Source organism: Hydrogenovibrio halophilus DSM 15072, assembly GCF_000384235.1.
GTDB lineage: Bacteria > Pseudomonadota > Gammaproteobacteria > Thiomicrospirales > Thiomicrospiraceae > Hydrogenovibrio > Hydrogenovibrio halophilus.
This window is the reverse complement of record NZ_KB913033.1, coordinates 1,158,438-1,184,631: the sequence shown is the minus strand read 5'-3', so window position 1 is coordinate 1,184,631 and position 26,194 is coordinate 1,158,438. Positions and strand designations below refer to the sequence as shown.

Annotated in this window: 25 protein-coding genes; 6 read left to right on the top strand and 19 right to left on the bottom strand. The window is 55.7% G+C overall.

Going from position 1 to position 26,194, the window contains the following annotated elements:
- The first annotated feature begins 108 nt into the window (after nt 1-108).
- Nucleotides 109-2,196: an ATP-dependent DNA helicase RecG gene (gene recG, locus A377_RS0105670; protein ID WP_019895248.1), complete on the top strand. Its 2,088-nt coding sequence runs from the start codon at nt 109-111 to the stop codon at nt 2,194-2,196.
- Entirely contained in the window at nt 2,189-2,740 is a 552-nt protein-coding gene (locus A377_RS12000; protein WP_019895247.1) for a chorismate--pyruvate lyase family protein, read from the top strand. The genes recG and A377_RS12000 overlap by 8 nt, the downstream gene beginning before the upstream one ends.
- Here A377_RS12000 and A377_RS0105660 read toward each other — a convergent pair.
- Entirely contained in the window at nt 2,716-3,771 is a 1,056-nt protein-coding gene (locus A377_RS0105660) for a hypothetical protein (protein WP_169338009.1), read from the bottom strand. The two genes, A377_RS12000 and A377_RS0105660, sit on opposite strands and share 25 nt — an antisense overlap.
- On the opposite strand from A377_RS0105660, the gene A377_RS0105655 reads away from it, so the two are divergent.
- Entirely contained in the window at nt 3,772-4,290 is a 519-nt protein-coding gene (locus A377_RS0105655) for a hypothetical protein (protein ID WP_019895243.1), read from the top strand.
- A 19-nt stretch (nt 4,291-4,309) separates the two neighbouring features.
- Here A377_RS0105655 and ubiA read toward each other — a convergent pair whose 3' ends face one another.
- The 17 genes from ubiA to mnmG form a co-directional block, all read right to left on the bottom strand.
- Nucleotides 4,310-5,155 carry a 4-hydroxybenzoate octaprenyltransferase gene (gene ubiA, locus A377_RS0105650; RefSeq protein ID WP_019895242.1) on the bottom strand — a complete coding sequence of 282 codons (846 nt, stop codon included), beginning with the start codon at nt 5,153-5,155 and terminating at the stop codon, nt 4,310-4,312.
- Nucleotides 5,156-5,428 (bottom strand): hypothetical protein, encoded by a 273-nt coding sequence (locus A377_RS0105645; protein WP_019895241.1) that lies wholly within the window; start codon nt 5,426-5,428, stop codon nt 5,156-5,158.
- A 126-nt stretch (nt 5,429-5,554) separates the two neighbouring features.
- The gene (gene glmU, locus A377_RS0105640; RefSeq protein WP_019895240.1) at nt 5,555-6,937 is read right to left on the bottom strand and encodes a bifunctional UDP-N-acetylglucosamine diphosphorylase/glucosamine-1-phosphate N-acetyltransferase GlmU; all 1,383 of its coding nucleotides are present in this window, start codon (nt 6,935-6,937) and stop codon (nt 5,555-5,557) included.
- Nucleotides 6,938-7,079: 142 nt separating this feature from the next.
- On the bottom strand, nt 7,080-7,514 hold the full coding sequence (locus A377_RS0105635; protein ID WP_028485302.1) for a F0F1 ATP synthase subunit epsilon: 435 nt from the start codon (nt 7,512-7,514) through the stop codon (nt 7,080-7,082).
- Nucleotides 7,515-7,520: 6 nt separating this feature from the next.
- The gene (atpD, locus tag A377_RS0105630) at nt 7,521-8,903 is read right to left on the bottom strand and encodes a F0F1 ATP synthase subunit beta (protein ID WP_028485301.1); all 1,383 of its coding nucleotides are present in this window, start codon (nt 8,901-8,903) and stop codon (nt 7,521-7,523) included.
- A 29-nt stretch (nt 8,904-8,932) separates the two neighbouring features.
- Nucleotides 8,933-9,802, bottom strand: coding sequence for a F0F1 ATP synthase subunit gamma (gene atpG, locus A377_RS0105625; protein WP_028485300.1), 870 nt, complete (start codon nt 9,800-9,802; stop codon nt 8,933-8,935).
- A 14-nt stretch (nt 9,803-9,816) separates the two neighbouring features.
- Nucleotides 9,817-11,358 (bottom strand): F0F1 ATP synthase subunit alpha, encoded by a 1,542-nt coding sequence (atpA, locus tag A377_RS0105620; protein WP_019895236.1) that lies wholly within the window; start codon nt 11,356-11,358, stop codon nt 9,817-9,819.
- A gap of 15 nt (nt 11,359-11,373) precedes the next feature.
- Nucleotides 11,374-11,910: a F0F1 ATP synthase subunit delta gene (locus A377_RS0105615; RefSeq protein ID WP_019895235.1), complete on the bottom strand. Its 537-nt coding sequence runs from the start codon at nt 11,908-11,910 to the stop codon at nt 11,374-11,376.
- Nucleotides 11,911-11,922: 12 nt separating this feature from the next.
- A complete protein-coding gene (locus A377_RS0105610; protein ID WP_019895234.1) occupies nt 11,923-12,393 on the bottom strand; it encodes a F0F1 ATP synthase subunit B in 471 nt (156 codons plus the stop codon).
- A gap of 54 nt (nt 12,394-12,447) precedes the next feature.
- The gene (gene atpE, locus A377_RS0105605; protein ID WP_019895233.1) at nt 12,448-12,732 is read right to left on the bottom strand and encodes a F0F1 ATP synthase subunit C; all 285 of its coding nucleotides are present in this window, start codon (nt 12,730-12,732) and stop codon (nt 12,448-12,450) included.
- Between the two features lie 154 nt (nt 12,733-12,886).
- Nucleotides 12,887-13,699, bottom strand: a complete 813-nt coding sequence (atpB, locus tag A377_RS0105600) for a F0F1 ATP synthase subunit A (RefSeq protein WP_019895232.1) — start codon at nt 13,697-13,699, stop codon at nt 12,887-12,889.
- A gap of 11 nt (nt 13,700-13,710) precedes the next feature.
- Nucleotides 13,711-14,094: an ATP synthase subunit I gene (locus A377_RS0105595; protein ID WP_019895231.1), complete on the bottom strand. Its 384-nt coding sequence runs from the start codon at nt 14,092-14,094 to the stop codon at nt 13,711-13,713.
- On the bottom strand, nt 14,091-14,441 hold the full coding sequence (locus A377_RS11995; RefSeq protein ID WP_019895230.1) for an AtpZ/AtpI family protein: 351 nt from the start codon (nt 14,439-14,441) through the stop codon (nt 14,091-14,093). Before A377_RS11995 ends, A377_RS0105595 begins: the two co-directional genes overlap by 4 nt.
- Nucleotides 14,442-14,637: 196 nt before the next feature.
- Nucleotides 14,638-15,504 (bottom strand): ParB/RepB/Spo0J family partition protein, encoded by an 867-nt coding sequence (locus tag A377_RS0105585; protein ID WP_028485298.1) that lies wholly within the window; start codon nt 15,502-15,504, stop codon nt 14,638-14,640.
- 14 nt (nt 15,505-15,518) lie between these two features.
- Nucleotides 15,519-16,286, bottom strand: coding sequence for a ParA family protein (locus tag A377_RS0105580; RefSeq protein WP_028485297.1), 768 nt, complete (start codon nt 16,284-16,286; stop codon nt 15,519-15,521).
- Nucleotides 16,283-16,939, bottom strand: coding sequence for a 16S rRNA (guanine(527)-N(7))-methyltransferase RsmG (rsmG, locus tag A377_RS0105575; RefSeq protein ID WP_019895227.1), 657 nt, complete (start codon nt 16,937-16,939; stop codon nt 16,283-16,285). The genes A377_RS0105580 and rsmG overlap by 4 nt, the downstream gene beginning before the upstream one ends.
- Entirely contained in the window at nt 16,939-18,843 is a 1,905-nt protein-coding gene (mnmG, locus tag A377_RS0105570; RefSeq protein ID WP_019895226.1) for a tRNA uridine-5-carboxymethylaminomethyl(34) synthesis enzyme MnmG, read from the bottom strand. The genes rsmG and mnmG overlap by 1 nt, the downstream gene beginning before the upstream one ends.
- Before the next feature lie 134 nt (nt 18,844-18,977).
- Here mnmG and A377_RS0105565 point away from each other — a divergent pair, with 134 nt between their 5' ends.
- The 3 genes from A377_RS0105565 to A377_RS0105555 are packed head-to-tail and all read left to right on the top strand — an operon-like array spanning nt 18,978 to nt 24,886.
- Entirely contained in the window at nt 18,978-19,580 is a 603-nt protein-coding gene (locus A377_RS0105565) for a hypothetical protein (RefSeq protein ID WP_019895225.1), read from the top strand.
- A 3-nt stretch (nt 19,581-19,583) separates the two neighbouring features.
- Nucleotides 19,584-20,675: a response regulator gene (locus A377_RS0105560; protein ID WP_019895224.1), complete on the top strand. Its 1,092-nt coding sequence runs from the start codon at nt 19,584-19,586 to the stop codon at nt 20,673-20,675.
- 17 nt (nt 20,676-20,692) lie between these two features.
- The gene (locus A377_RS0105555; protein ID WP_019895223.1) at nt 20,693-24,886 is read left to right on the top strand and encodes a transporter substrate-binding domain-containing protein; all 4,194 of its coding nucleotides are present in this window, start codon (nt 20,693-20,695) and stop codon (nt 24,884-24,886) included.
- On the opposite strand, the gene A377_RS0105550 is transcribed toward A377_RS0105555, so the two are convergent.
- On the bottom strand, nt 24,837-26,150 hold the full coding sequence (locus A377_RS0105550; protein ID WP_083919108.1) for a sensor domain-containing diguanylate cyclase: 1,314 nt from the start codon (nt 26,148-26,150) through the stop codon (nt 24,837-24,839). The two genes, A377_RS0105555 and A377_RS0105550, sit on opposite strands and share 50 nt — an antisense overlap.
- Nucleotides 26,151-26,194 lie beyond the last annotated feature (44 nt).

The following is a 26,194-nucleotide window of genomic DNA, read 5'->3' as shown; positions in this document are numbered from 1 at the left end:
CCAAACGTCTCAATTCGTTTCGATCGTCTCAATCCGACAGGCGACCAGTCATTTTTTGGCCCGCTGCTTTGCTAAAATACCCCTATTGAATGCAACCAAGGAACGCCCATGCAACTGGCGCGTCAACGCTTAACTTCGCTCAAAGGGGTGGGAGACAAGCAGGCCGAGAAACTGGCTCGACTCGGCTTGCACGTGGTGCAGGACCTGTTGTTTCACCTGCCTCTGCGCTATCAGGACAAGACCCGACTGCACGCCATCGCCCAGTTGCTGCCCGGTCAGGAAGCCCAGATCGAAGGGGAAATCGTCTCGCAGCACCTCACCCAAAGCCGCAACAGCAGTCTGTTGGTCAGCGTCTGTGATCCGGAAGGCCAGCGTTTGACCCTGCGTTTTTTCCATTTTGGCTTTCGTCAGGCCCAGCAGTTCAAACGCGGCGCTCGGATTCGCGCTTTCGGCGAGGTGCGCAGCGGCCCCAAGGGGCTGGAAATGGTGCACCCGGTTTATCAGCTTTTTTCCGAAGACAAACGCCCGCCTCTGGACACCACCCTCACCCCGGTCTACCCCTCCACCGAAGGGCTGGGGCAGGCATCTTTGCTGAAACTGATCCGGCAGGCCATGGCATTGTTGCAGCAATACCCTCTGCCGGAAGGTCTGCCGCAGGCCTTTTTGTCGACCTGGCAGATTCCACCCATCAACCAGGCCTTGACCACGCTGCACCAACCACAACCCGATGACGACCTCGCCGCCCTCAAACGCTTTGCCCACCCGGCTCAAAAGCGTCTGATTCTGGAAGAACTGCTGACCCATCAGTTGAGCATGCAATGGCTGCGCCAGCAGGAACAGACCCGCCGTGCTCCGGCCATCGGCCCCAGCCGACTGGTCAACACGCTGGTCGCTTCCCTGCCGTTCGCTTTGACCGGCGCACAAAACCGGGTCTGGGAGGCCATTTCCCAGGACTTACAACGACCGCACCCAATGCAGCGTCTGGTACAGGGCGATGTGGGCTCAGGCAAAACCATCATCGCCGCCATGGCCGCCATTCAGGCTGCGGAAGCCGGCCTGCAGGTCGCGGTCATGGCCCCGACGGAAATTCTGGCCGAGCAGCACCGCAATCATTTTGCCGAATGGCTGGAACCGCTGGGCATCGAGCTGGCCTGGCTCAACGGACGGCTGAAAGCCGGGGAAAAACGCGACCAACTGGCCCGCATTGAAAACGGCGATGCACGAATTGTGGTCGGCACCCATGCCCTGTTTCAGCAGGAAGTGACCTTTGCCAGGCTTGGCCTGGTGATCATTGACGAGCAACACCGATTCGGGGTGCATCAAAGGCTGGCGTTGCACGACAAAGGTCACCAGAAAGCGGGCGAGGAGGACACCCATCCCCACCAACTGATCATGACCGCCACCCCGATTCCGCGTACCCTGGCCATGAGCGCCTACGGCGACCTGGACCTGTCGGTGATTGACGAGCTGCCGCCCGGACGCCAGCCGATTGACACCGCCGTACTCAACCAGAGCAAACGCGAAGAGGTCATGGCCCATCTGGTTGCCCAGTGTCAGCAAGGCGTTCAGGCCTATTGGGTGTGTCCGTTGATCGAAGAATCGGATCAACTGGATGCGCAGGCCGCCGAAGTCACTGCCGAACAGTTCCGACAGCAATGGCCGGACTTGCGCCTGGGCTTGATTCACGGACGCCTCAAGGGCGACGACAAGGCACGAATCATGGCCGATTTTCAGGCCCATGCGCTGGACCTGCTGGTGGCCACCACGGTGATCGAGGTCGGGGTCAATGTGCCCAATGCCAGCCTGATGATCATTGAAAACGCCGAACGGCTGGGGCTGGCGCAACTGCACCAACTGCGCGGACGGGTCGGGCGCGGGGCCAAGAAAAGCCATTGCGTGCTGCTTTACAAACCGCCCCTGAGCGAGACGGGCAAGGCGCGACTCAACATCATGCGTGAAACCAACGACGGCTTTAAAATCGCCGAAGAAGACCTGAAATTGCGGGGACCCGGCGAAATTCTGGGCACGCGTCAGACCGGCGGACTGCAGTTCCGGATCGCCGATCTGGAACGCGACCAGGCCTGGTTAAATCAGGCCCGGGAGGCGGCGGTGCAACTGCTGGCACAGGCCCCCGACCAGGCCGAAGTCCTGCATCAACGGTGGTTGGGCGAGAAAATGGGGTACCAACATGCCTGACTTGACCGTACAAACTCTGCGTCAGACCCTGGCACAGGCAAGCTGGCAACCCGAGCGCCTGATGCAGCGGCTCGCCCCAACTCGCTCACTACGTCCCTGGCTGACCGACCGCGGCTCGCTGACACAGAATTTGCGCCGCCTTTGCTCAAACCTGAGCGTGGCCGTGATGGACGAAGGGGATCAACGCCCCACTTGGCAGGAAGCCATGGCACTGAAACTGGGGCCGGAGCGTCGTTGCTGGGTCCGCACCGTGCGGCTGCACTGCCACGGCCAAACCTGGGTTTACGCTCGCACAGTCATTCCCGACTTGCGGCCCGGCAATCCCTGGTATTCACTGAAACAACTGGGCAACCAACCCCTGGGCGAAGTGCTGTTCAACACCCCGAATCTGGTCCGTTCCGGTTTTCAATTGGCACGGACCCAAGCCAATGGCTTTGCACGTCAGTCCTTGTTTTCCAATGCAGACACGCCCTTGCTGTTAACCGAAGTCCTGACCGACACCCTTGCGGCTCGACTGACTCACGGCCCCGATTCAGGCGCGTAGAAACGCGCTTCCAACTCGATTTGAACGCCTTTTTCTGCCTTCTTCCAGGACTCGCCCGGATGCGGGCGGGCAAACACGCCGGTTTCCAAAAACAGCCAATCGCGATAGACCCTCTGACGCCAACGGACATCGGGCCCGTAAGCGCGCAGCCCCCATCCATCCCGGCGATTGTCCCACTGTGCGGAAAATCGATAAGAAAACCCCTGAGTGGGAGTGACCTGATCGTAAAGCGTCCAGGCGTGTGAGAGGTCACGGGCCCCGCCATCCCGCCAGGCTTCAATCCTTGTTTCCGAGCGAACAAAGCGTCGGTCAGTCCAGTAATAAGACACAAGTTGCGTCAACCGGGCGCCGGCACCTTCTTCGCCCGACCAGAAAACGGCGGGGCGTGTACGGGCCTCCCAAACCCCCAAATCCCAGACATACTGCGATTCAATCTGCGCACTGAGTGAGGGGATGTAGTTTTCATTCATCCCAACTCCCACATCGATTAGGGAGATCAGGTTTTCATTGGATGCAAAAAAAGTCTGGAACCCCAGCGAAGTCTGGCGCTCTTCGGTGGGCTGGGCGACTTGGACTCTGGCTGATTCAGGCGATGCCACGGCATCCGCGTCGCTTCCGGCCTGTGCGGAAAACGGATCACGGGCCGACTTCAGCCATAGATGCCAGCGCTGCTCTGTGCGCGGCAAGGCAATCCGGGCATCAAAATCCACCGCTGAACCCAAACCATCCGTTGTTTCATAAGAAAAAGGCAAGGTCACATCCAATCGACTGCCACCTGCCTGCTCAAATTCATCCGCCGCACCAAAGAAACGATCCAATGTTCGTCCAACACCGTCCACCGAAGAGCCGATCCATGCATGCACGACATCCATGGGCGTCTCCGTGTCCGGCTGCGCGGCTTCCTCGGACAAGGCCGCGTCCGTCGGTGCCCCCTCTTGGTTTTTAGAGCCTTCGTCACAGAGCCCGGGCAGCCCCCAAAGACAACCCAAAGTCAGTATAATGGCGTTTTGTTTCAATAAGCGATGGTTCACATGTCCGACCACATCCAACAGATACAGGCTCAATATAACGCGATTGAGGATCGGATACTTCTAAAATTGAACACTCAGGAAGGCTATGAGGCCAGTGCCTGGATCACCCGCCGGTTTCTGGCGCTGCTGTTGCCGGCCCTGCATGGCGAACACCCACAGACAGGGGAATCGATTCTGACGCCGCAACAACTGAAGAACTGGGCACAGCGTGACGACGAGCAATCGGAGTCCGGTTCGGAGACGGATTTGTCCGACGAGGCCTTTGATCAGGCTTACGAATCACCTCCGTCGTCCAAAAATCTGATCGGGCCGGAACCGGTGCTGTTGAGCAAAATCACGTTCCGCGGACTGGATGGCGATCAACCGAAAATGGCGCTGGAACCGGAGAAAGGCCCCGGTCTGGAGCTGGGCTATGACCCCAAAGTGGTTCAGGTGTTATTGCACCTGCTGGAAAAGGCGATTGAAAAAAGCGATTGGGAAGAGCCGCTCCAGCCAGCGGACCAGAGCCTTTACCATTGATCGATCAACTGCGATCCCTTCAAACGTATTCAATCACCAGCCCGACCCAGACCACCAATCCGATCCAATGATTATGCAAAAAAGCCCGGAAGGCGTCCTCAGCCGTGTTTCGAGCCAACAACCGCTGATGGTACGCCATCAATCCGGCGGCCAGCACCACGGCCAGACCGTAAGCCCAGCCCAAGGCAAACACCCAGCCCACGGCCACCAATCCGGCCAGCATCAGTAACTGAAACCCGAAAACAATCGGCCGCACCGCTTCGCCAAACAGGATCGCCGTGGATTTGATGCCCAGTTTGAGGTCGTCCGGCTTGTCGGAAATGGCGTAAGCCGTGTCATAAATCAGCGCCCAGACCAGTGTGGTGGCATAGAGTAACCAGGCCTGGTCAGGCACTTGTCCCTGAACGGCGGCAAACCCCATGGGAATCGCCCAGGCAAAGGCCGCGCCCAGAAACACTTGCGGCCAGTAGGTATGGCGCTTCATAAACGGATACAGCGCCGCCAGCCCCAGAGCCACCAGTGACAAGGCGATGGTCAAAGGGTTCAATGTCAGCACCAACGCGAACGCCAATACGCCCAGCAATGCAAACAACCCCAGCGCCTGAGGTTCTGTGACCCGGCCTGTGGCCAACGGCCGCTGACAGGTGCGGGCCACATGGCCGTCAAAATGCCGGTCGGCGTAATCGTTGATCACACATCCGGCCGAACGCATCAAAACCGTCCCCAACACGAACACGGCCAGAACCCACCATGGCGGCACGCCTTCGGCGGCCAGCCACAGTCCCCACAGCGTCGGCCAGAGCACCAGATAAATGCCCACCGGACGGTTCAATCGGGTTAAATCAAGGGCATCGCGCCACCGCATTCAGTCTGTCTCCAACCGATCCAGAATCCGCATCACTTCGGGTTTGGCGGCGGGTGACATTTCCAGCCAGGCCGATTGTTCGCCCATATTGTCTTCAAAATTGAGTTTGACTTCGCCCGACTTGCCATCCAGATCTTTTTGCCAATGAATGATGTAAGCCCAGCCGATGAAATTGGACTGGCCGCCGTCTTTGCCGACGAGTTCCCAGCCGTGGTCGGTCATGGCCTTTTCAAACGGATCCGCCGATTGCGCTGGCAGGGTGTGATACAACATAAAGACTCCAGAGTCGTGTCTAGCCGCCTGTCGGACTTAAGCCAATCGGCCGCTAGCAATGCAAAAACAACCAGGCCTGGTAAAAACCCGGTCTTGACCGCCGGCCCGGCTTAAGCCAATAGGAGGTTACTTTTTGGTTTCAGAAGCTTTTTTGACCGGCCTTGCCCAGCCTTTGAGGCTGATCTGTTTGCCGCGTGAAAGCGTCAGGGTGTGCGCCGGGGCATCTTTGGTAATGGTGGAGCCTGCGCCAATGGTTGCGCCTTCGCCTACGCAAACCGGCGCCACCAACTGAGTGGCCGACCCCACAAACACCTGGTCGCCAATCTGAGTGAGATGCTTGTTGGCGCCATCGTAATTGCAGGTAATGGTCCCGGCACCAATGTTCACCTCCGCGCCCATTTGAGCGTCGCCAATGTAAGACAGGTGGTTGACCTTGGAGCCTTCCCCAATCTGTGCGTTTTTGGTCTCCACAAAATTGCCGATTCTGGCGTTCGCGGCCAATTGGGTACCCGGTCTCAGCCGGGCATAAGGGCCGACCTGACAGTGGGAACCAACGCTCGCTCCGTCAATGTGACTGAACGCGGCAATATGACTGCCCGCTTCAATGGTACAGTCTTTGAGCACGCAATGGGATTCCACGGTCACCTCATCGCCCAGTGTCACTGAACCGATGCACTGCACATTGGCATCCAGCGTCACATCCTGGCCAACGCTGAGCGTGCCACGCACATCAATGCGGTCCGCATCGATCAGGGTCACACCGGCGGCCATCAGTTTTTCAGCCTGTTCACGCTGATACAGGCGTTCCAGGGTCTGCAACTGTGCTTTGTTGTTGATCCCCAGTACCTCGGTCAGTGATTGCGGCTCTGTGGTCGCAATTTCGTAGCCATCGGCCACGGCAAAACCGATGATGTCGGTCAGATAATATTCGCCCTGAGCGTTGTCGGAGCTCAATCGCGTCAGCCAACTTTTGAGCAGCCGTCCCTGGGCGGCCATCATTCCGGTATTCACTTCCTTGCACTGCCGCTGTTCGGGGGTCGCATCCTTCTGCTCGACAATGGCCTGCACCTGATGATGCGCATCGCGCAGAATCCGTCCGTAACCATCCGGGTCGGAAAGGGTCATCGTCAGCAAGGCCAGCGGATGCTGGTCACTGACCAGAGAAATCAAATCCTTCAGAGTTTCCGGGGCAGTCAGCGGCACATCGCCGTACAGAATCAGGATCGTATCCTCATCGTCAATGACCGACATCGCCTGCTGCACCGCATGGCCAGTGCCCAGTTGCTGCGTCTGCTCGCAAAACGACACCGCCTGTCCGGAAAATGCCGTCCGAACTTGGTCGGCGCCATGACCGATCACCGTGACAATGTCATCGGCTTCGATGGCCTGGGCACGTTCGACCACGTGACTCAACAAAGGGCGTCCCGCCAGCGACTGAAGCACTTTCGGCCGTTTGGAACGCATACGAGTGCCCTTTCCGGCTGCCAACACTATCACCTTCAGACCCATCGAAACTCCTCTTTTTGCTGCAAACGGGGGCACATCAAAACAAAACATTGATGGCCGAAACCGTCATTATAAACGAGCCGCCCCTGGCCATCAGGCAAAAAAAAAGCACCCGAAGGTGCTTTCTTTAATAAGGTCAATCGACTTAAGACATGCCCGTTTTCTGCAAACGATCCCGCATCTTGGTGATCGTCTGAATCTGGGCAATGGCTTCCGCCAGTTCAACTTGGGCACGGGCAATGTCCGTGTCCGTTTTGGCCTGATCCATCGCTTCTTCTGCACGACGCTTGGCTTCGAGAGCCTGCGATTCGTCCAGATCTTCCGCGCGGATGGCCGTGTCAGCCAGAATGGTGACTACGTCCGGTTGAACTTCGAGAATCCCGCTGTTGATAAAGAAATGATCTTCTTCATCCCCACTGACCACACGTACCTGCCCAGGTTTGAGACTGGACAACAACTGAGTGTGCTTAGGCAGGATACCGACTTCACCATCGGCAGCCTGTGCAAAGACTCTGTCCGCTTTACCAGAGAACATAGACCCTTCAGCACTGACAATATCGACTTGCATTGAGACTGCCATGATTCATTAACCTTTGTATTTTTTGGCTTTTTCCAGCACTTCGTCGATGTCACCAGCAAACATGAAAGCCTGTTCAGGCACATCGTCCAGTTCGCCGCTGATGATCATCTTGAAGCCACGGATGGTTTCTTTCAGCGGGACGTAACGACCGTCTTCGCCTGTGAACACTTTGGCCACAAAGTAAGGCTGAGAGAAGAAACGCTGCATCTTACGCGCACGTGCCACAATCGCACGGTCTTCTTCTGACAGCTCATCCATGCCCAGAATGGCAATGATGTCTTTGAGCTCCTTGTAACGTTGCATGGTTTCCTGAACCCCACGCGCGGTTTCATAGTGCTCTTTGCCGACAACTTGCGGGTCCAGCTGACGAGACGTCGAATCCAATGGATCGATCGCCGGGTAAATCCCCATCTCGGCAATCGAGCGGTTCAGTACCACAGTCGCGTCCAAGTGGGCAAACGTGGTGGCCGGAGCCGGATCGGTCAAGTCGTCCGCCGGAACATACACCGCCTGGATGGAGGTGATGGAACCGGTTTTGGTGGACGTGATCCGTTCCTGAATCATCCCCATTTCATAACCCAGCGTTGGCTGATAACCCACCGCGGAAGGCATACGACCCAACAGAGCCGATACTTCGGTCCCCGCCAGGGTATAACGGTAGATGTTGTCCACGAAGAACAAAACATCACGGCCTTCATCACGGAAGTATTCCGCCATGGTCAGACCGGTCAGAGCAACACGCAGACGGTTACCTGGTGGCTCATTCATCTGACCGTAGACCAGTGCAACTTTGTCCAGTACGTTGGACTCTTCCATTTCATAATAGAAGTCGTTGCCTTCACGAGTACGCTCACCCACACCGGCGAACACGGAATAACCGGAGTGCTCGATCGCGATGTTACGGATCAGTTCCATCATGTTGACGGTTTTACCAACACCGGCACCGCCGAACAGACCGACTTTACCACCTTTGGCAAACGGACAGATCAGGTCGATGACCTTCACACCGGTTTCCAGCAGTTCCTGAGACGCTGCCAACTCGTCAAACGCGGGCGCAGGACGGTGAATGGTATTGCGTTCTTCCGTGTCCACCGGACCGTTATGGTCAATGGTTTCACCCAGAACGTTGAAAATACGACCCAGAGTCGCTTTCCCTACCGGAACCGAAATCGCTTCACCCGTATTGGTGACATTCATGCCGCGCTTGAGACCGTCAGAAGAACCCATGGCAATCGTACGGACCTGGTCATCGCCGATCTGCTGCTGAACTTCCAGAGTCAGACCAGCTTCTTCTACGGTTAACGCGTCATAGATCTTTGGTAAATCAGCACCTTTGAATTCGACGTCAATGACCGCGCCGATTACCTGTACTATTTTTCCACTCATAATCTTTAACCTTTTATTGAAACACTACAAACTTAAACAGCCGATGAACCAGCCACGATCTCCGACAGTTCTGCGGTGATCGCTGCCTGACGAGCTTTGTTGTAAGACAGTTTGAGATCGTTGATCATTTCGCCCGCATTGTCCGACGCACTCTTCATGGCGACCATTCGCGCGCCCTGTTCACAGGCGGCATTTTCGACCACGGCACCATACACAGTGCTTTCGACATAGCGACGCATCAACAGATCCAAGGACGTCTTGGCGTCTGGTTCATAAAGATAATCCCAGTGTGTTTCATCTGCAGATTCTTCAGAATCAGATTCAAGCGGAACCAATTGTTTGATGGTGGGCTGCTGGGTCATGGTATTGATGAATCCGTTGGAGGCAAGATGGACTTCGTCCACTTCGCCCGCTTCGAATTTATCCAGAACCACCTTGATGGTCCCAACCAAGTCTTCAATGTGGGGCGCGTCACCGAGATCGGTCACCGATGCCACCACATTGCCCCCATAACTGCGGAAAAAGGCCTGCGCCTTGTTTCCGACCAGGGCCAGCTCCACCTCAACGTTTTGTTCCTGCCAAGCTTTCAGCATGGGCAATGTTCTGCGGAATAAGTTTGAGTTCAAACCACCACACAAGCCACGATCAGAAGAGATCATGATCAACGCGACACGTTTGACAGAATCACGCGTCTGGGTATAAGGATGCTTATACTCAGGGTGCGCGGCTGAGACGTGGTTAATCACTCGCTTCACTTTTTCGACATAGGGACGGGTGGCTTCCATGCGCTGTTGTGCCTTGCGCATTTTGGAAGCCGCCACCATTTCCATGGCTTTGGTGATTTTCTTCGTATTTGTTACGGAGCTAATCTTAGCTTTAATCTCTTTACTACCGCCTGCCATGGCTCACCTCTTCTTTAAAATACGCCGTTCGCTTTAAAGGCATCGACCATTGCTTTGGTTTCCGAAATGATCTCGTCATTCCAGTCGCCTTTTTCATTGATCTTATCAGCCAGCGATTTGTATTCAGAATTCAGGTAAGCATGCAGAGCGGATTCAAAGTCCAGAACCTTCTCGACTTCGATGTCATCCAGATAACCTTCGTTGGCAGCAAACAGCGAGACCGCCATTTCAGCTGTGGACAAAGGCGTATACTGAGGTTGTTTCATCAGTTCGGTGACACGCTTACCACGTTCCAACTGGGCTTTGGTCGCCGGATCAAGGTCGGAAGCAAACTGCGCAAAAGCGGCCAGTTCACGGTACTGAGCCAGATCCAGACGAATACCACCGCCCATTTTCTTGATGGCTTTGGTCTGAGCCGAACCACCCACACGAGAAACCGACAGACCAGCGTTAACAGCAGGACGGATACCCTGTGTGAACAGCCCGGTTTCCAGGAAGATCTGACCGTCTGTGATCGAGATCACGTTGGTCGGAACAAACGCCGAAACGTCCCCTGCCTGAGTTTCGATGATCGGCAAGGCGGTCAGGGAACCGGTTTTGCCTTTGACTTCGCCGTTTGTGAACTCTTCCACATAGTCGGTGTTGACGCGCGCAGCGCGTTCCAGCAAACGGGAATGCAGATAGAAGATATCACCCGGGAAAGCTTCACGCCCTGGTGGACGACGCAGCAGCAGGGAAATCTGACGGTAAGCCTGAGCCTGTTTGGTCAGATCGTCATAAATGATCAGCGCGTCTTCGCCACGGTCACGATAGTATTCACCCATCGCACAACCGGCGTAAGCGGCCATGTACTGCAGAGCGGCCGGATCGGACGCATTGGCAGCAACGATCACGGTGTTGTCCATGGCACCGTATTCTTCCAGCTTGCGTGCAACGTTGTTGACCGTAGACGCTTTCTGTCCCATGGCCACATAGATACACTTCACACCCGTGTTTTTCTGGGAAATGATCGCATCAATCGCAATGGCGGTTTTACCGGTCTGACGGTCACCGATGATCAACTCTCGCTGACCACGACCCACCGGGATCATGGAATCGATTGATTTGATACCGGTTTTCATTGGCTGGTCGACCGCTTGACGTTCAATAACGCCCGGAGCAATGCGCTCGATCGGTGAAGTGACCTTGGTATCAATGGCGCCTTTGCCGTCAATCGGACGACCCAGACCGTCGACAATGCGACCGTTCAACTCAGGGCCAACCGGCACTTCCAGAATTTTTCCAGTACAGGTAACTTTGTCACCTTCGGAGATGTGCTCGTATTCACCCAGGACTACGACACCTACGGAGTCACGCTCCAGGTTCAGGGCCATACCAAAGGTGTTTTCATCAAACCGAACCATCTCACCATACATCACGTCTGACACGCCGTGAAGCAACGCGATGCCGTCGGCAATACTGACGACCGTGCCTTCACTGCCAGATTCTGCAGCACTATCAAACCCTTTGATTCGGTCTTTGATGAGGTTGCTGATCTCAGAGGCATTCAATTGCATGTTTGTTCCTCTCCATTATTGGGCGATTGCTGCGCCAAGTTTGTTTAACTGCGATTGTGCGGAGCCATCGACCACCCAGTCACCGACTTTGATTTTGATACCAGCCAGCAGGGAAGGGTCTTCTTCGTACGTTATTTCAACGTCCGCATCGAATTTCGCATTGAGCGCAGCACTTAATTTTGATTGTTGCTCAACCGTTGTGGTTTTTGCAGAAATCACCGTCGCACGGACGCGTTTTTCGTCGTCTGCCTGTAGCTGCTGAAACATTTCAGCGACGTCAGCCAGGGCTGACAGTCGCTTGTTTTCCGCCATCACTTTGAGCAGGTTGTGCACAGGGTTCATCAGATCCGAACCCATGGCACCGACGATCACCTCAAGGACCTTGTCCGCCGTCGCTTCCGACGACTTTTCAAAGGTCTGCAGGGTTTCATCCTGTGCGATCATGGCCAGTTTCTGCAATTGGCCGGACCAGTCCGCGACTGCATTGTCTTCTTTTGCCGCGGCAAAAGCGGCCTCCGCGTAGGGTCGTGCAATAGTTATAAGTTCTGCCATGATAGCCGTCCCTTAGATTGATTTGACCAGGGATTCAAGCATGTCATTGTGGGTCGCCGCATTGACTTCTTTTTTCAGAATCTTCTCTGCGCCGTCCACAACCAGAGCCGAGACTTCCTTACGAAGTTCTTCTCTGGCCCGGCTGACTTCCTGTTCGATCTCGGCCTGTGCGGATTGCTTGATACGCTCTGCTTCTTCGGTTGCCTTGATTTTGGCATCCTCGACAATTTCAGAGCCGCGCTTTTCCGCCTGGCTGAGTACCGTCTGTGCTTGAGACTTTGCATCCTTCAGAACTTCTTTGGCCCGTTTTTCAGCCAGTTCCAATTCGTGCTTTCCTTTCTCCGCCGCTGAAAGGCCGTCAGCAATTTTTTTCTGACGATCTTCCATTAGCTTCGACAGCGGCCCCCACAGCACTTTGTTCACAAACCAAATCAACAGCACAAATGCAATGATCTGGATGAGAAGCGTTGCGTTAATACTCACAGTGGTTACCTCGCCATTCGTTGATTAATGATTAGCCGTTTTATCCAGCTGGGTTTAAGCACCCAGTGCTGCTTGCATGGCACCAACGAACGGGTTGGCAAACAGGAACCACATGGCGAATGCCAAGATAATGAATGGGAAAGATTCCATCAGACCCGCAAAGATGAACATGTTGGTCATCAGAGCCGGACGCATTTCTGGTTGACGAGCAATGCCTTCCAATGTCTTGGAACAAATCAGACCCCAGCCAATCGCTGAACCAACACCAGCGGCCGCCAGAATCACACCCACACCAATTGCTGTCGCAGCATAAATGTCCGCAATAAATTGAGCTTCCATTTAGTTTACTCCTTAAAGTTACAGTTAAAGTTAAAAAAGCTTTTTACCCTATTCGTCTCAATCGAGATGAAACTCAAGGCAGGTGCGCTTAAACCCTTTGGGATGCCGGAGCACCCCGCATTCTTGCGTTACCCGGCAGGGCGGCACACGCCGATCAGTGATCTTCGTGCGCCATCCCCAGGTAAACGATCGTCAGCACCATAAAGATGAAGGCCTGCAATGTGATGATCAGGATGTGGAAAATGGCCCACCCCAGATCCAGCAGCGCCTGCAGCGGTGCCCAGAATAAGGCAGCGGCACCCACTGCCAAAGTTCCACCGATCAACGCGATCAGCAGGAAAACCAGTTCGCCCGCAAACATGTTCCCGAACAGACGCAAAGCCAGTGAAATCGGCTTGGCGATTTCTTCGATGAACGTCATCACAATGTTCACCGGAATCAGGAACTTGCCAAACGGGTGAAACAAAAACATTTTCAGAAAGCCCAGCAACCCTTTGACCTTGATGTTGTAGTACAGAATCAAGGCAAACACGGTAAAGGCCATGGCCAGAGTGGTGTTCAGATCCGTGGTGGGCACCACCTTTAGGTACGCATGGGAATCACCAACGATCAATTGATACAGATAGGGCAGAAGATCCACCGGGATTAAATCCATGAAGTTCATCAGCCAGACCCAGAGAAACACGGTCAAGGCCAGTGGCGCAATCAACGGATTATGCCCTGGAAAAGCGTCTCTGACATTGGTCGCCACAAAATCCAGAATGCTTTCGACAAAATTCTGAAAGCCACCCGGGGTTCCTGATTCCAGCTGCTTGCCCAGACGTGCGCCCACAAAAACAATCAGCGCGCCCAGCAAGGCACTGACAACGATGGTGTCCACATTGAACGTCCAGAATCCTTCGCCCACTGTATTATTGGTCAAGTGGTGCTGGATGTACTCGACGGTTCCCATTTTTTCAGCACTCAAGGGTCTTCTCCTTAGTCAGTCAAACGCTGCTTGCCTTTGAGGTTGAGCATCTGCCCGATCTGCATGACCACAAACGTCAGCACAACGGGCATTGGGTTCAACTCAAAGGCTTGCAGCCCCAAAACAAATAACACAGCCAACAGCACAAAGCGGATGACTGCACTCAAATACAAAATCTGTATGCCGCTCTTCGGGTTCTCAACGGCTTTGGCATTGGCCTTCTGAAACGTCCAGCTCAGCATCGCCACATTCACCAACCCGATCGCGAGCCCGTAAAGGGCATCCAGCGCGAGCGACCAGAACGCAAACACAAACACCGCCAACAACCCCAGAACCAGTTGGGCTTTCCAGGCCCGACTGGCACTGACCATTTTCAAGGGAGCGGCATCATTCATCGTTGTTGTTCTTTGTTTTTTTCTTTGGTTTTGTCTTTCATTGGTTCTTCGGTCACAGGCGGCGCTTCATTCCGATCCGCCGCCTTGGCTGGTTTCTGCGGATCCAGAAGGTCCATCTTACCCAGCAACTTATTGACTTTCAGCAGCCCGCCAATAAAGCCCAGCAGACCACAGATCATCAGAAAAACCGGCAAGGTGTCAAACAGCGCATCCAGAATGTAGCCGACCACAAAGCCGGCAATCACCATACTGGTGAACATGGAGCCTGCGCCCATCAGCAGAAAGTTCAGGGCCGGCTTTTTTCTGTTTTCCGAACGCTGTCTTGCGTTGTCGTCATTTTCTTGCATACGCTTCCAGTTAACGTTCGGATTCTTGCGTGCCGGGCAATGTAATCCAGCCTAAACGCACGGAATCATAGCGGTTTTATGCCACAAAATCCAGTCAAGACCAGATTAATTTTTTAAGACTACAAGATATTGGATTCTGTGAAGTTCAACCACTATATTTATGACCAGGCCTGGTGATTTTTGTGCCATCGGGCAGTCAAACCAGCCGTCGCAGCAACGCTTCAAGCTCTTTTTCGTTTTTGAAGCGGATTTCAATCCGACCGCTTCCTTTCTGGCTTTGAGCGATGTTCACGGCCGTACCGGCTTTTTGTTCCAGCGAACGCTGGTAATTCTGCAAAGGCTCGCTCAATGTCACCGCCTCGCGGCGAGGCGGCTTTTTGCCCGGCACCAGCAACTTCTGCACGGCCTGTTCCATTTCCCGCACGCTCCAGCCTTTGTCCACGGCTTTTCTGGCCATGTTCATCTGCATGTCTTCGGGCAGGGTAATAATGGCGCGGGTGTGGCCCATGCTCAGTTTGCCGTGGTGCAGCAGTTCCTGCACTTTTTCGGGCAATTTCAGCAACCGCAACAGATTGGTCACCGCGGTACGCGACCGGCCAACTGCGTCGGCCACCGCCTGCTGGGTCAGCTCAAACTCCTGCATCAGTCGCTTGAGCCCATAAGCGGTTTCAATCGGATTCAGATCCTGACGCTGCATGTTTTCGATCAGTGCCATCGCCAGTGTGGTCTGGTTGTCGGCCTGCCGCACCACCACCGGCACCTTTTCCAGCCCGGCCATTCTGGCCGCGCGCCAGCGACGTTCCCCGGCAATGATTTCATAGCGGCCGTCTTCCAGCGGCTTGACCACAATCGGCTGAACAATGCCCTGAATCCGGATCGAATCGGCCAGTTCCTGCATCGCCAGGTCGTCAAACTGGTGACGGGGCTGATAGGCACCGGGAACCAGAAAATCGATCTCAATTTTATCAACGCGCAGATCGTGCAGACTGCTTTGCGCTTTCTGACGACCGCCGATCAAGGCATTGACGCCACGCTTTCCCATCCCGGTACGTTTCTTCGCCATGGATTTATCCTAGTTTATAATCGGGTTTTTCGCTTAAGTTCATTGGCCAGCGCCAGATACGCCACCGCCCCATTGGAACCGGCATCGTAATCCAGAATCGACTCCCCATGACTGGGGGCTTCGGCCAGGCGCACATTGCGAGGCACAATGGTCTGAAGCACCTTCATTCCAAAATGCGCCACCAGCTCGCTGGACACATCGTTGGCCAGATTGTTGCGCCGGTCATACATGGTGCGCAAAAGGCCATCCAGATGCAGGTCCGGATTCAAATCTTCCTGTACTGCCTCGATGGTATCGATCAGGGCAGACAGGCCTTCGAGCGCGAAATATTCGCATTGCACCGGCACCAGTATGCCATCGGCCGCCACCAGACCGTTCAAAGTCAGCATATTCAATGTGGGCGGACAATCGGCCACAATCACATCGTATTGATCACGGATTTTTTTCAGACCTTTTCGCAGGCGTTTGGGCCCTTTGGATTCTTCCAGCAAGGCCACTTCGGCCGCGGTCAGATCGCCATTAGCACCGATCAGATCCAGATTTTCCACGTTGGTCTGACAGATCACCGACTTGGCCTTGGCGTCCCCGACCAGCAGGTCGTAGGCCGAAGCCTCCAGCTCGTCCTTTTCCACGCCAATGGCCACGGTGGCATTGCCCTGCGGGTCCAGATCCACCAGCAGCACCCGCTTGTTCAGACGCGCAAACGCAGCCGCCAGATTCACGGCCGTGGTGGTCTTGCCGACGCCGCCTTTTTGGTTGGCAATGGCAAACATTCGGCTCATGCCTGCTCCTTCGTATTGGAATGGATCGGTGCCAGCTGAATCACACTGCGCTGGGCCTCAAGCTGCGGCACCTTCAGACGGTGATGCTGTACCAGTCTGGCAAACCCCGGCAAATCATCCAGTTCGGCCTGCGCCTGCTGCGCTTTCATCGCCCACCAGAAGCCGTCATCGGCAAGCAGATGCCGGGTCAGATTCAGAAAGTCCGGCAGCGACGCAAAGGCCCGCGATACCACCGCGTCATAGCGTTCGTGCGGACGATGCGACTCCACCCTTTCCTGAACCACCTCGACATTGTCCAGCTGCAGGCTGTGTTTGGCCTGCATCAGAAAACGGGTTTTTTTGCTGTTGCTGTCAAGCAGCGTGACCGGCTTTTGCGGGGACAGAATCGCCAGCACCAGACCGGGCAGCCCGGCACCGGAACCAACGTCCAGCAACCGATGCCAGCGCATCACCGGGGCCACGCTCAGACTGTCAAACACATGCTTGATCAGCATCGTTTCCGGATCGCGAATGGCGGTAAGATTAATCGCTTGATTCCATTTTTGCAACAATTGCCAGTAGCGAACCAGTTTTGACCAGGCCTGGTGATTTTCGGCCATTCCCAGTTCCGAAAACGCCGCCTGCAACGCCTTCTGTGCCTGCGCTTCGGTCATCACACTGCCTGCCTGGACGATTGCTGACGCCACTTTTTGATCGACACCAGCAATACCGAGATCGCCGCCGGGGTCACACCGGCAATGCGACTGGCCATGCCCAGTGTTTCCGGCCGGTGGGCGCGCAGCTTTTGCTTGACCTCGTTCGACAGACCGGAAACGGTTTCCAGATCCAGATCGGGCGGGATCACCACCGATTCGGAGCGGCGCAACTTATCAATGTCTTCCTGCTGGCGTTTGATGTAACCGGCGTATTTGGCCTCGATCTCGATCTGCTCAATCACCTGCGGATCGGCCAGAGGCATGCCAAACATCGTCAGCTGCGCCAAAGACTGATAACGCACGTGCGGCCGCTTAAGCAGATCAAACAAGGTCTGCTCCTTGCTCAGCGGCAATCCCATCAGCGCTTCGGCTTTTTTCGCCTCCTCATGCTGGGGATACAACCAGGTCTGCTTGAGCCGTGATAATTCCGTTTCCAGACGTTCCAGCTTGGTTTCAAACGCCAGCCAACGCGCATCGGACACCAATCCCAACTCACGCCCGACCGGGGTCAGACGCTGATCGGCATTGTCCTCGCGCAACATCAACCGGTATTCAGCACGCGAGGTAAACATGCGATAGGGTTCGGAAGTGCCCAGCGTGATCAGATCGTCCACCATGACGCCAATGTAAGCTTCGTCACGCCGCGGGTACCAGGGCGTTTGCTCGCGTGAACGCCGCGCCGCATTCAACCCTGCCAGCAAGCCCTGGGCACCGGCCTCTTCGTAACCGGTGGTGCCATTGATCTGCCCGGCCAGAAACAGCCCGGTAAGATGCTGCGATTCCAGCGTGGGTTTGAGGCCGCGCGGATCAAAATAGTCGTACTCAATCGCATAGCCCGGGCGCATGATGCGGGCGTTTTCCAGCCCCGGAATCGATTGAATCAGATCCACCTGAGCTTCAAACGGCAGACTGGTGGAAATGCCATTGGGATACAACTCGGTCGAATTCAGCCCTTCCGGCTCAATAAATACCTGATGGCGATCCCGCTCGGCAAAACGCATCACCTTGTCCTCGATCGACGGGCAGTAACGCGGCCCCACACTGTCGATCTCACCGGCGTCGCTGTACATCGGCGACTGATCCAGCGCGCCGCGAATCACATCGTGGGTGGCGTCATTGGTGTAGGTAATGTAGCAGGGAATCTGGCGCGGATGCTGCTCGGCCCGACCCATAAACGAAAACACCGGCACCGGGTCATCGCCGGGCTGGGCCTGCATCGCCTCAAAATCGACACTGCGAGCGTCGATGCGGGGCGGCGTGCCGGTTTTGAGTCGCCCGACCGGCAACCCCAGTTCACGCATGCGGCTGGCCAGACGGTTGGCCGGGGCATCGCCCGCACGACCGCCTTCGTAGTTCTGCAAACCGATGTGAATGCGCCCCGCGAGGAACGTCCCAGCGGTCAGCACCACCTGACGGGCATGGAAACGCAACCCCATCTGCGTCACCACCCCGATCACTTCGTCGGCTTCGATCAGCACATCGTCCACCGATTGCTGAAACAGGGTCAGATTCACCTGATTTTCCAGACGGGTACGAATCGCCTCACGGTACAGAACCCGATCGGCCTGAGCGCGCGTTGCCCTTACGGCCGGGCCTTTGGAAGCATTGAGCGTGCGAAACTGAATCCCGGCCTGATCAATCGCTTCGGCCATGGCACCGCCCAGCGCATCGATTTCTTTGACCAGATGCCCTTTGCCGATGCCGCCAATCGCCGGATTGCACGACATCTGCCCCAGGGTATCGATGTTCTGGGTCAGCAATAGGGTTCTGGCACCGGTACGCGCCGACGCCAGCGCCGCCTCGGTCCCGGCGTGGCCGCCGCCGACCACAATCACATCATAATTGGTCATGGCTGAATCCATCGAATGCCCTCATTGCCTTGCCACTGGAAAACGCGTTTTCCCAACGGGTTTTTCCCCTGTTAAAAAACGGTACAATAACGTAAAGTTCATTACGTTATTATAACACAGAGCATGTATTGCCAAGAGGGGGATCCATGTCACGATTTCTGTTTCGTCTTGCCGCCACGGGACTGGCGAGCTGGCTGATCCTCAGCCTCAGTGGCTGTTCCGGCCTGTCCCCTGCCCAGTCGCTGGACATCGGCCCCAACGACCGGCTCCGGCTGAATCAACCCGTCAACTTTGCCCCCGACAGCACCCGCACGTTCATTCAATACGGTCGCTTCACCACCCGTCAGCACTTCGAGCGTTACGACCCCCATTGCCGACTGGAAAAACAGCACCTGAACGAGACCGCGGAAACCCTGGCACCCGGTACCTTTGACATCACCCGTCTGGGCATTGATCAGGAACAAATCGCTACCCGCTCCCAACCGATTCATCTAGCCAGCCGGGCCGGATTGAATCTGGCACTGGCCGGGGACGATTTCCCGCCGCCCACCATGGACGTGATTCACCTGTATCTGGCAGGGGAAAAGACCGACCCGCCACTGTTGCGTTTGACCTGCGCCGGTTCGCTCAGCAATGGCAGCCCCGCCGATTACCCTCGCAGCCTGCGGCCCGACCGTGAAAAAATCAACCGCATTCTGGGCGAAATCGGCCAGATTGTTTCCGCCGCCTCTCAACAGAATGAGTCGTAAAATATGGACTACCAGACCCACATCCTGATCGTCGACGACGTCACCGACAACATCGAAGTGGTGATGAATCTGCTCAAGGAAGAAGGTTATGACTTTTCCTTTGCCACTGATGGCGAACAGGCATTGTCACTGGTTCAGAGCAATCCGTTTGACCTGATCCTGCTCGACATCATGATGCCCGGTCTCAGCGGATTCGAGGTGTGCCAGAAGCTGAAACAGGACCCGCAAACCCAGGAAATTCCCGTGATCTTTCTGACCGCCAAAGTGGACATTGACGCCATTTCCCGCGGCTTCGAACTGGGCGCGGTCGATTACATCACCAAACCATTCAACGGCGAAGAGCTCATCGCCCGGGTGCGCAACCACTTGGAGCTATCCCATGCCAAAAAACTGCTCAAACAGAACAATCTGACCCTGAAGCAACACCTGACCCACCGCACCCAGCGCTTTGCCACCGAGTTGGAAGAAAACCAGAAGGAAATGATCTTTCTGCTGGCCGAACTGATGGAAACCACCTCTGACGAAACCGGCCAGCACATCCACCGGGTCGCGGAATTTTCCCACCTGCTGGCGTATTATGACCCCAGCATGAGCGAAGAAGACGAAGACACCCTTTTTCATGCCGCGCCGATGCACGACATCGGTAAAATCAAAATCCCGATCGAGATTCTCAACAAACCGGGCAAGCTGACCGAATCGGAATTTGAGATCGTCAAAACCCACACCAGACTGGCCTATGAAATGATGAGTTTTTCCGATCGCGCCCTGATGAAAGCCTCGGCCATTATTGCGCTGCAACACCACGAACGCTGGGACGGACGCGGCTACCCCAATCAGCTTAAGGGCGATGCCATTCATCCCTACGCCCGCATTGTGGCACTGGCCGATGTGTTTGACGCCCTGGCCAATCGCCGCCACTACAAAGCGGCCTGGCCACTGGAAGACGTGGTCGCCTACATCAACGAGCAACGCGGCAAACAATTCGAACCCAAACTGGTGGACCTCTTCAACGCCCATCAGGACGAGTTTGCCGCGATTCTGGAAAAACACAGACAACCTCCCGCCCCGCACGAACTCTATGAGCGAGAGGGATGAATCGAACGGCCCGTTTAATGAGCAGACTCTGGGCACTTTGGTTGGCCCTCAGCCTGCTGCCGGTGCAGGCTCTGGACCTGACCCCGCAAGAGCAGGCCTGGTTAAAAAACCATCCCCAGATCACCCTGGGTGGCGATCACAACTGGCCGCCATACGAATTTGAAAATGCCCGGGGCGCACACAGCGGCATTGCCGCTGACCTGATTGAACTGATCCGCCAGCAAAGCGGCCTGAAAATTCGGGTGGCACCGGCCATCTGGCAAACGACACTGGAGGAAGCCCGAAAAGGCGCTAAAGGCCGTTTGCATGGCCTTTCCAGCGTGGTTTCCACTGCCGAACGACGCCAGGATTTCTTTTTTACCGAGCCTTATGCGTCCATGCCACTGGCCATTTTCATGGTCAACAACCCCCAGCGGATACAGACACTGGACGATTTCACGGATGAGACCATTGCCATCAACACCGGCTCCTACCTGCACGAATGGTTGCTCGACAGCCACCCCGACCTCAAGCTGCATCTGACCGACTCCAATCAGCAGGCGCTGGAGGCGGTCTCCTTCGGTCAGGCCGACGCCTATATCGGCAATCTGGCAGTGGCCAGCTACCTGATCGAACGCCACTTTCTGACCAACATCCACGTGGTCAGCAAGCTGGATGGCCGCCACACCAAAACCGCGATTGCCATCCACAAAGACTTCCCCGAGCTGTTCGGCATCATTCAAAAAGCGCTGGCCGAAATCGACGCCCGGCAAAAACAGCAACTGCTGAAAACCTGGTTCGATCAGTCCCGCACCGTTCAGCGCCTGACCCTGAGTCCGGCACAACAGACCTGGGTCCAGAATCACCCTGTGATCCGGGTGGGGGCCGATCAGGACTGGCCACCCTTTGATTATTTGGGCGACAACGGCCAGCCGCAAGGGTTTTCCAAAGACCTGCTGCAAACACTGGGCGACAAAATCGGCTTGCGATTTGACGTCACCTCCCTGCCCTGGCATCAGGCCATCGAACAGCTCAAAAGCAAGCAGATCGACCTGCTGACCTCCGCCGCCCCCAACGAAGAACGCCGGGATTTTGCCCACTTTACCCAGCCGTATCACCAGACTCTGACCTATTTTTTCAAGCCACGCTCCCTGAGCATTCATGACCTGGAGCAGAGCCAGAACCTGCGTCTGGCGATCCCCCGGGACTATGTGCACCTGCCGTTTCTGAAACGCCAGTACCCCAACCTGAAACTGGTGCTGACCCAGTCTCTGGACGAAGCCATTGACCGGGTACTGGAAAACAAGGCGGAACTGCTGTTTGGCAATTACACGGTCATCCACTTCAAACTGTCTCAACTGGGCATCAACCGGATGGAACCTTTCAAGGCCAGCCGCGAAGGCAGCCAACCTCTGCACTTTATGGTGCGGGACGATGCCCCGGAGCTGGTGGCCATACTCAATCAGGCGCTCGAGGCCCTGACCCCGCAGGAAAAAGAGGCGTTGACCCAGAAATGGTTGGGCGACGCCCCGCTGACCGATCAGCAAAGTTTCCGCGCCCGTCTGGCCCTGTCGGAAGCCGACCGGCAATGGCTGAGCGAGGCCACGACCCTGAACTTGAAAGTGCTGCGCAATCACCTGCCGGTCGAAACCCGGGAAACCGGTGATTATCAGGGCATTATGGCCGAATACATTCAATTGCTTCAGCAACACCTGAATCTGCAGATCACCCCCTCGTCCGACACCGAAACACCGGCTTTGATCAGCGCCGAATACCCCAGCGATCAGATCGGATCGGCCTACCGGCCCCTGCCCACACTACTGGAAACGCCGCTGGTGATTGTCACCGCCGATGGCAGTGAATTCATCAGCGACATCAACGAGCTTCAGGGACAGCGCATTGCACTGGTCGATGCGCTTGAGAGCACTCAGCGCCTCCAGCAGCTGCACCCGGCTCTGGCCTTCAAACCCGTCGCCGCGACCCGTTCCGCGCTGGAAGCCCTGGCCGTCAACCAATACGATGCGGCCATTGTGCCGCTGGCCGAAGCCAGTTACTGGATTGAACGCCAGCAGCTGACCACGCTCAAAATCGTCGGCAAAACCGATCATACCTACGAGCATGGGTTCTATGTACACCAGAACCAACCCGAACTATACCGCCTGCTCAACCAGGCGCTGCCGCTGCTGAAACAACAGTATCGCCAGCAGATTCATGACCGCTGGAGTCAGGTGCATTATCTGCAGCGATTCGACTACTGGACCCTACTCCAACTCTCACTGGGCTTTGTCCTGCTGTTGGCCGTGATTGTCTACTGGAACCGCAAGCTGGCGCGTGAAATCCACCAGCGCAAGGCGGCACAGGCCCAGCTTCGCCAGAATGAAACCCAGTTGCAGCAGATGATCGACGCCATGCCTTTGCTGGTACTGGTCATCGATTCGGACGGGGCCATCGTGCACGCCAACCGCCATGCACAAACGCACTACCAGATCCGCGACCACGAAAAACGGCTGAATCTGCGCGCCTTTTTTGAAGCACCAGAACAGTTTGAACACCTGCAGCAGACATTCCGCCGCAAAGGCGAAGTCAACCAGATCGAAGTGCGGATCAAGCCGTTGTTTTCCAATCGCAAACGCACCCGCCACATGCTGACCTCGATGATTCCGATTCAATACAACCAGCAACCCGCGGCACTGACCATCCTGCTCGACATCAGCGACCGGGTTCAGATGGAGCAGGAACTGACCCAGGCCAAACAGGAAGCCGATCAGGCCAATCAGGCCAAATCGCAGTTTCTGGCCAATATGAGTCACGAAATCCGTACCCCCATGAACGCGATTCTGGGCTTTACCGAATTGCTGGAAGCCCAAATCACCACACCACGGCTGAAGCGTTTTGTCCACACCATCCAGAACGCAGGCAACACGCTACTGATGCTGATCAACGACATTCTGGACCTGTCCAAAATCGAAGCCGGAAAAATGAGCCTGCAACTCAGACCGGTCGATCCGAAGCAACTGTTTGCCGACATCAGTGAAATGTTCCGTTTGAACATTGAAAAGAAAGGGCTGAACTTTGAGGTGGAGATTGACCCGGAACTGCCGGACGCGCTGTTGCTGGACGAAGTGCGGATCCGTCAGATTCTGTTCAATCTGCTGGGCAATGCGGTCAAATTCACCCAGCAGGGCGAGATTCGCCTGAGCGTTCAGGCCAAAGCCGGCACCTCCTCCAGCCAGGTCGGCCTGACGGTCCGGGTGGAAGACACCGGCATCGGTATTCCCGAGGATCAGCAGCAGAAAATCTTTGAAGTCTTTACCCAGCAGAGCGGTCAGGACAGCCAGACATATGGCGGGACCGGCCTGGGCTTGTCGATCACACAGCGACTGGTGCGCATGATGGACGGCACCATTGAGGTTGAAAGCCAGCCGGAGCAGGGCAGTGTTTTTCTGCTCTCGCTGCCGGCCATTGAAATCGCCGCACTCGCCAGAGCCGATGAGGCACAAAGTAACCCGAGCGACTCAGGCGACCGGATCGAGGACCGCGCTTTTGCCCCGGCCCGGATACTGGTTGTGGACGATGTGGCCAACAACCGTGATCTGATTGTGCAGAACTTTTACCACTCGGCCCTGAGCGTGATCGAAGCCGGCAACGGAGAGGAAGCGCTGGAAGCGGTGAACAAAGCGGTGCCCGACCTGATCCTGATGGACATTGCCATGCCGGTGATGGACGGCTATGAAGCCGCCAGACGGATCAAACAGGACCATCCCGAGCTGCCCATCATTGCCTTGACCGCGTCGGTGCTCAACAACCAGCTGGACAAAGATCAGCGCCAGTATTTTGATGACGCTCTGCGCAAGCCGATCCTGCGCCGTGATCTGATCCGGGCTCTGGCCCAGTATCTGGCGTTTGACACCCGCGAACCCGAGGCTCGGAGCAAGGCAATGGCCCCAGCTTCGGCATCCCCATTGAGCGAAGAAGCCCGTGACCGGCTGGCGCAGGCACTGGCACAGATCGAACCGCAGTATCACCGGGCCCGTGACAGTCAGAGCATTGATCACATGAAGCGTTTTGCCAAATCGCTGGCGCAGATCGGGCAAACGCAGAAGGTGCAGGCAGTGGAAGATTACGCCAGCGAGTTGCTGGAATGCATTGACGGGTTTGACATTCAGGGCATGCAGCAGTCGATCAATCGCTACCCGGATCAGACCCTTCGCTGGACTCAGGCTGAATCCTGACTCGATTTTTTCCGGCCTTTTTGGCTGCATACACCGCCTCATCGGCCCGTTTGAACAGGGTTTCCGGGTCGTCGCCCGATTGCGCCTGGGCCACACCGAAACTCATGGTCAGTCGAATGTCCGGCAGTGCCTCAAGATCGATTTCGGCAATCCGGTCTTTCAGCAGTTGCGCCACAAACTCGGTGCTTTTCAGATCCGAGTCAATCAGCACACAGAACTCCTCGCCACCCCAGCGGATCACCACATCGTCTTTGCGCAGCGAATGGCGAAACACCGAAGCCAGCTGCTTGAGCACCTCGTCGCCCACATCATGACCATAGGTATCATTGAGCGGCTTAAAATCATCCAGATCGCCCAGTATCAGGCTGAACACCGCGCCTTCGTGTTCAAAATGGCGCAGCTTGGCCACCATCAGCTCGTCAAACTTGGAGCGGTTGAACAAACCGGTCAAGGCATCGTGATAAGCTTTGTATTCCAGATGGTGGGTTTTTTCAATGACTTCAGACGAATCCTTGGAAATGGCCAGAAAATAGATGGGTTGGTTGTATTCGTCCACAATCGGGGTGATGGTTTTCTGTTCGAAAAACGCATGGCCGTCCTTGTGCCGATTGAGAAAAATGCCTTTGAACGACTGATTCATCAGTAAGGTTTCCCACATTCTCTGATAAAAATCCGGCGGCATCTTGCCGGATTTGAACATCCGGGTGTTTCGGCCCTTGATTTCCTCCAGCTCGTAACCGGTCAGAAGGGTGAAGGCCCGATTGGCATAGACAATTCTACCTTTCAGATCGGTAATCAAAGCCGCATCGGCGGTCTGGTTGATCGCCTCGGCCAGAAAAAACGCCTGCTCCTGATCCTGTACCCGCTCATTGACTTCCATTTGACAGGAAATATAGGCGACCACCTGCTGCCGCTCGTCCAGAATCGGGTTGATGCTCCAGCGCACAATGTATTCCGACCCGTCCTTGCGATAATTGACCGCCTGGCCGATAAAGGTTTCCTGACGCCGGAGTTTGCGTTTCAGCTCTGCCAGCACTTCCGGGCTGGTTTTCGGCCCCTGCAGAATTTTGGGGCTCTGGTCTTTCAAGTCCGGCTCGTCGTAGCCGGTCTGCTGCTTGAAACGCTCATTGACGTACAAAAAACGGTAAGGCACCGCATCCGTCTCGGCTGAGGTGATCACAAACGTCATCATCGAATGCTCAAATGCCTGCAAGAAGCTTTTGATCAATGGCTGATCGAACAATGGATGGGGCGCAACTATCATAAATGGATCACAAATTCCTGAAGAGCGTTCTGTTTACTTTACTG

Bases quoted from the DNA above. Each gene is read 5' to 3' on its own strand.
- recG (WP_019895248.1), top strand. From the start codon at position 109: ATGCAACTGGCGCGTCAACGCTTAACTTCGCTCAAAGGGGTGGGAGAC.
- A377_RS12000 (WP_019895247.1), top strand. From the start codon at position 2,189: ATGCCTGACTTGACCGTACAAACTCTGCGTCAGACCCTGGCACAGGCA.
- A377_RS0105655 (WP_019895243.1), top strand. From the start codon at position 3,772: ATGTCCGACCACATCCAACAGATACAGGCTCAATATAACGCGATTGAG.
- ubiA (WP_019895242.1), bottom strand. From the start codon at position 5,155: ATGCGGTGGCGCGATGCCCTTGATTTAACCCGATTGAACCGTCCGGTG.
- A377_RS0105645 (WP_019895241.1), bottom strand. From the start codon at position 5,428: ATGTTGTATCACACCCTGCCAGCGCAATCGGCGGATCCGTTTGAAAAG.
- glmU (WP_019895240.1), bottom strand. From the start codon at position 6,937: ATGGGTCTGAAGGTGATAGTGTTGGCAGCCGGAAAGGGCACTCGTATG.
- A377_RS0105635 (WP_028485302.1), bottom strand. From the start codon at position 7,514: ATGGCAGTCTCAATGCAAGTCGATATTGTCAGTGCTGAAGGGTCTATG.
- atpG (WP_028485300.1), bottom strand. From the start codon at position 9,802: ATGGCAGGCGGTAGTAAAGAGATTAAAGCTAAGATTAGCTCCGTAACA.
- atpA (WP_019895236.1), bottom strand. From the start codon at position 11,358: ATGCAATTGAATGCCTCTGAGATCAGCAACCTCATCAAAGACCGAATC.
- A377_RS0105615 (WP_019895235.1), bottom strand. From the start codon at position 11,910: ATGGCAGAACTTATAACTATTGCACGACCCTACGCGGAGGCCGCTTTT.
- atpE (WP_019895233.1), bottom strand. From the start codon at position 12,732: ATGGAAGCTCAATTTATTGCGGACATTTATGCTGCGACAGCAATTGGT.
- A377_RS0105595 (WP_019895231.1), bottom strand. From the start codon at position 14,094: ATGAATGATGCCGCTCCCTTGAAAATGGTCAGTGCCAGTCGGGCCTGG.
- A377_RS11995 (WP_019895230.1), bottom strand. From the start codon at position 14,441: ATGCAAGAAAATGACGACAACGCAAGACAGCGTTCGGAAAACAGAAAA.
- A377_RS0105585 (WP_028485298.1), bottom strand. From the start codon at position 15,504: ATGGCGAAGAAACGTACCGGGATGGGAAAGCGTGGCGTCAATGCCTTG.
- A377_RS0105580 (WP_028485297.1), bottom strand. From the start codon at position 16,286: ATGAGCCGAATGTTTGCCATTGCCAACCAAAAAGGCGGCGTCGGCAAG.
- rsmG (WP_019895227.1), bottom strand. From the start codon at position 16,939: ATGACCGAAGCGCAGGCACAGAAGGCGTTGCAGGCGGCGTTTTCGGAA.
- mnmG (WP_019895226.1), bottom strand. From the start codon at position 18,843: ATGGATTCAGCCATGACCAATTATGATGTGATTGTGGTCGGCGGCGGC.
- A377_RS0105565 (WP_019895225.1), top strand. From the start codon at position 18,978: ATGTCACGATTTCTGTTTCGTCTTGCCGCCACGGGACTGGCGAGCTGG.
- A377_RS0105560 (WP_019895224.1), top strand. From the start codon at position 19,584: ATGGACTACCAGACCCACATCCTGATCGTCGACGACGTCACCGACAAC.
- A377_RS0105555 (WP_019895223.1), top strand. From the start codon at position 20,693: ATGAGCAGACTCTGGGCACTTTGGTTGGCCCTCAGCCTGCTGCCGGTG.
- A377_RS0105550 (WP_083919108.1), bottom strand. From the start codon at position 26,150: ATGATAGTTGCGCCCCATCCATTGTTCGATCAGCCATTGATCAAAAGC.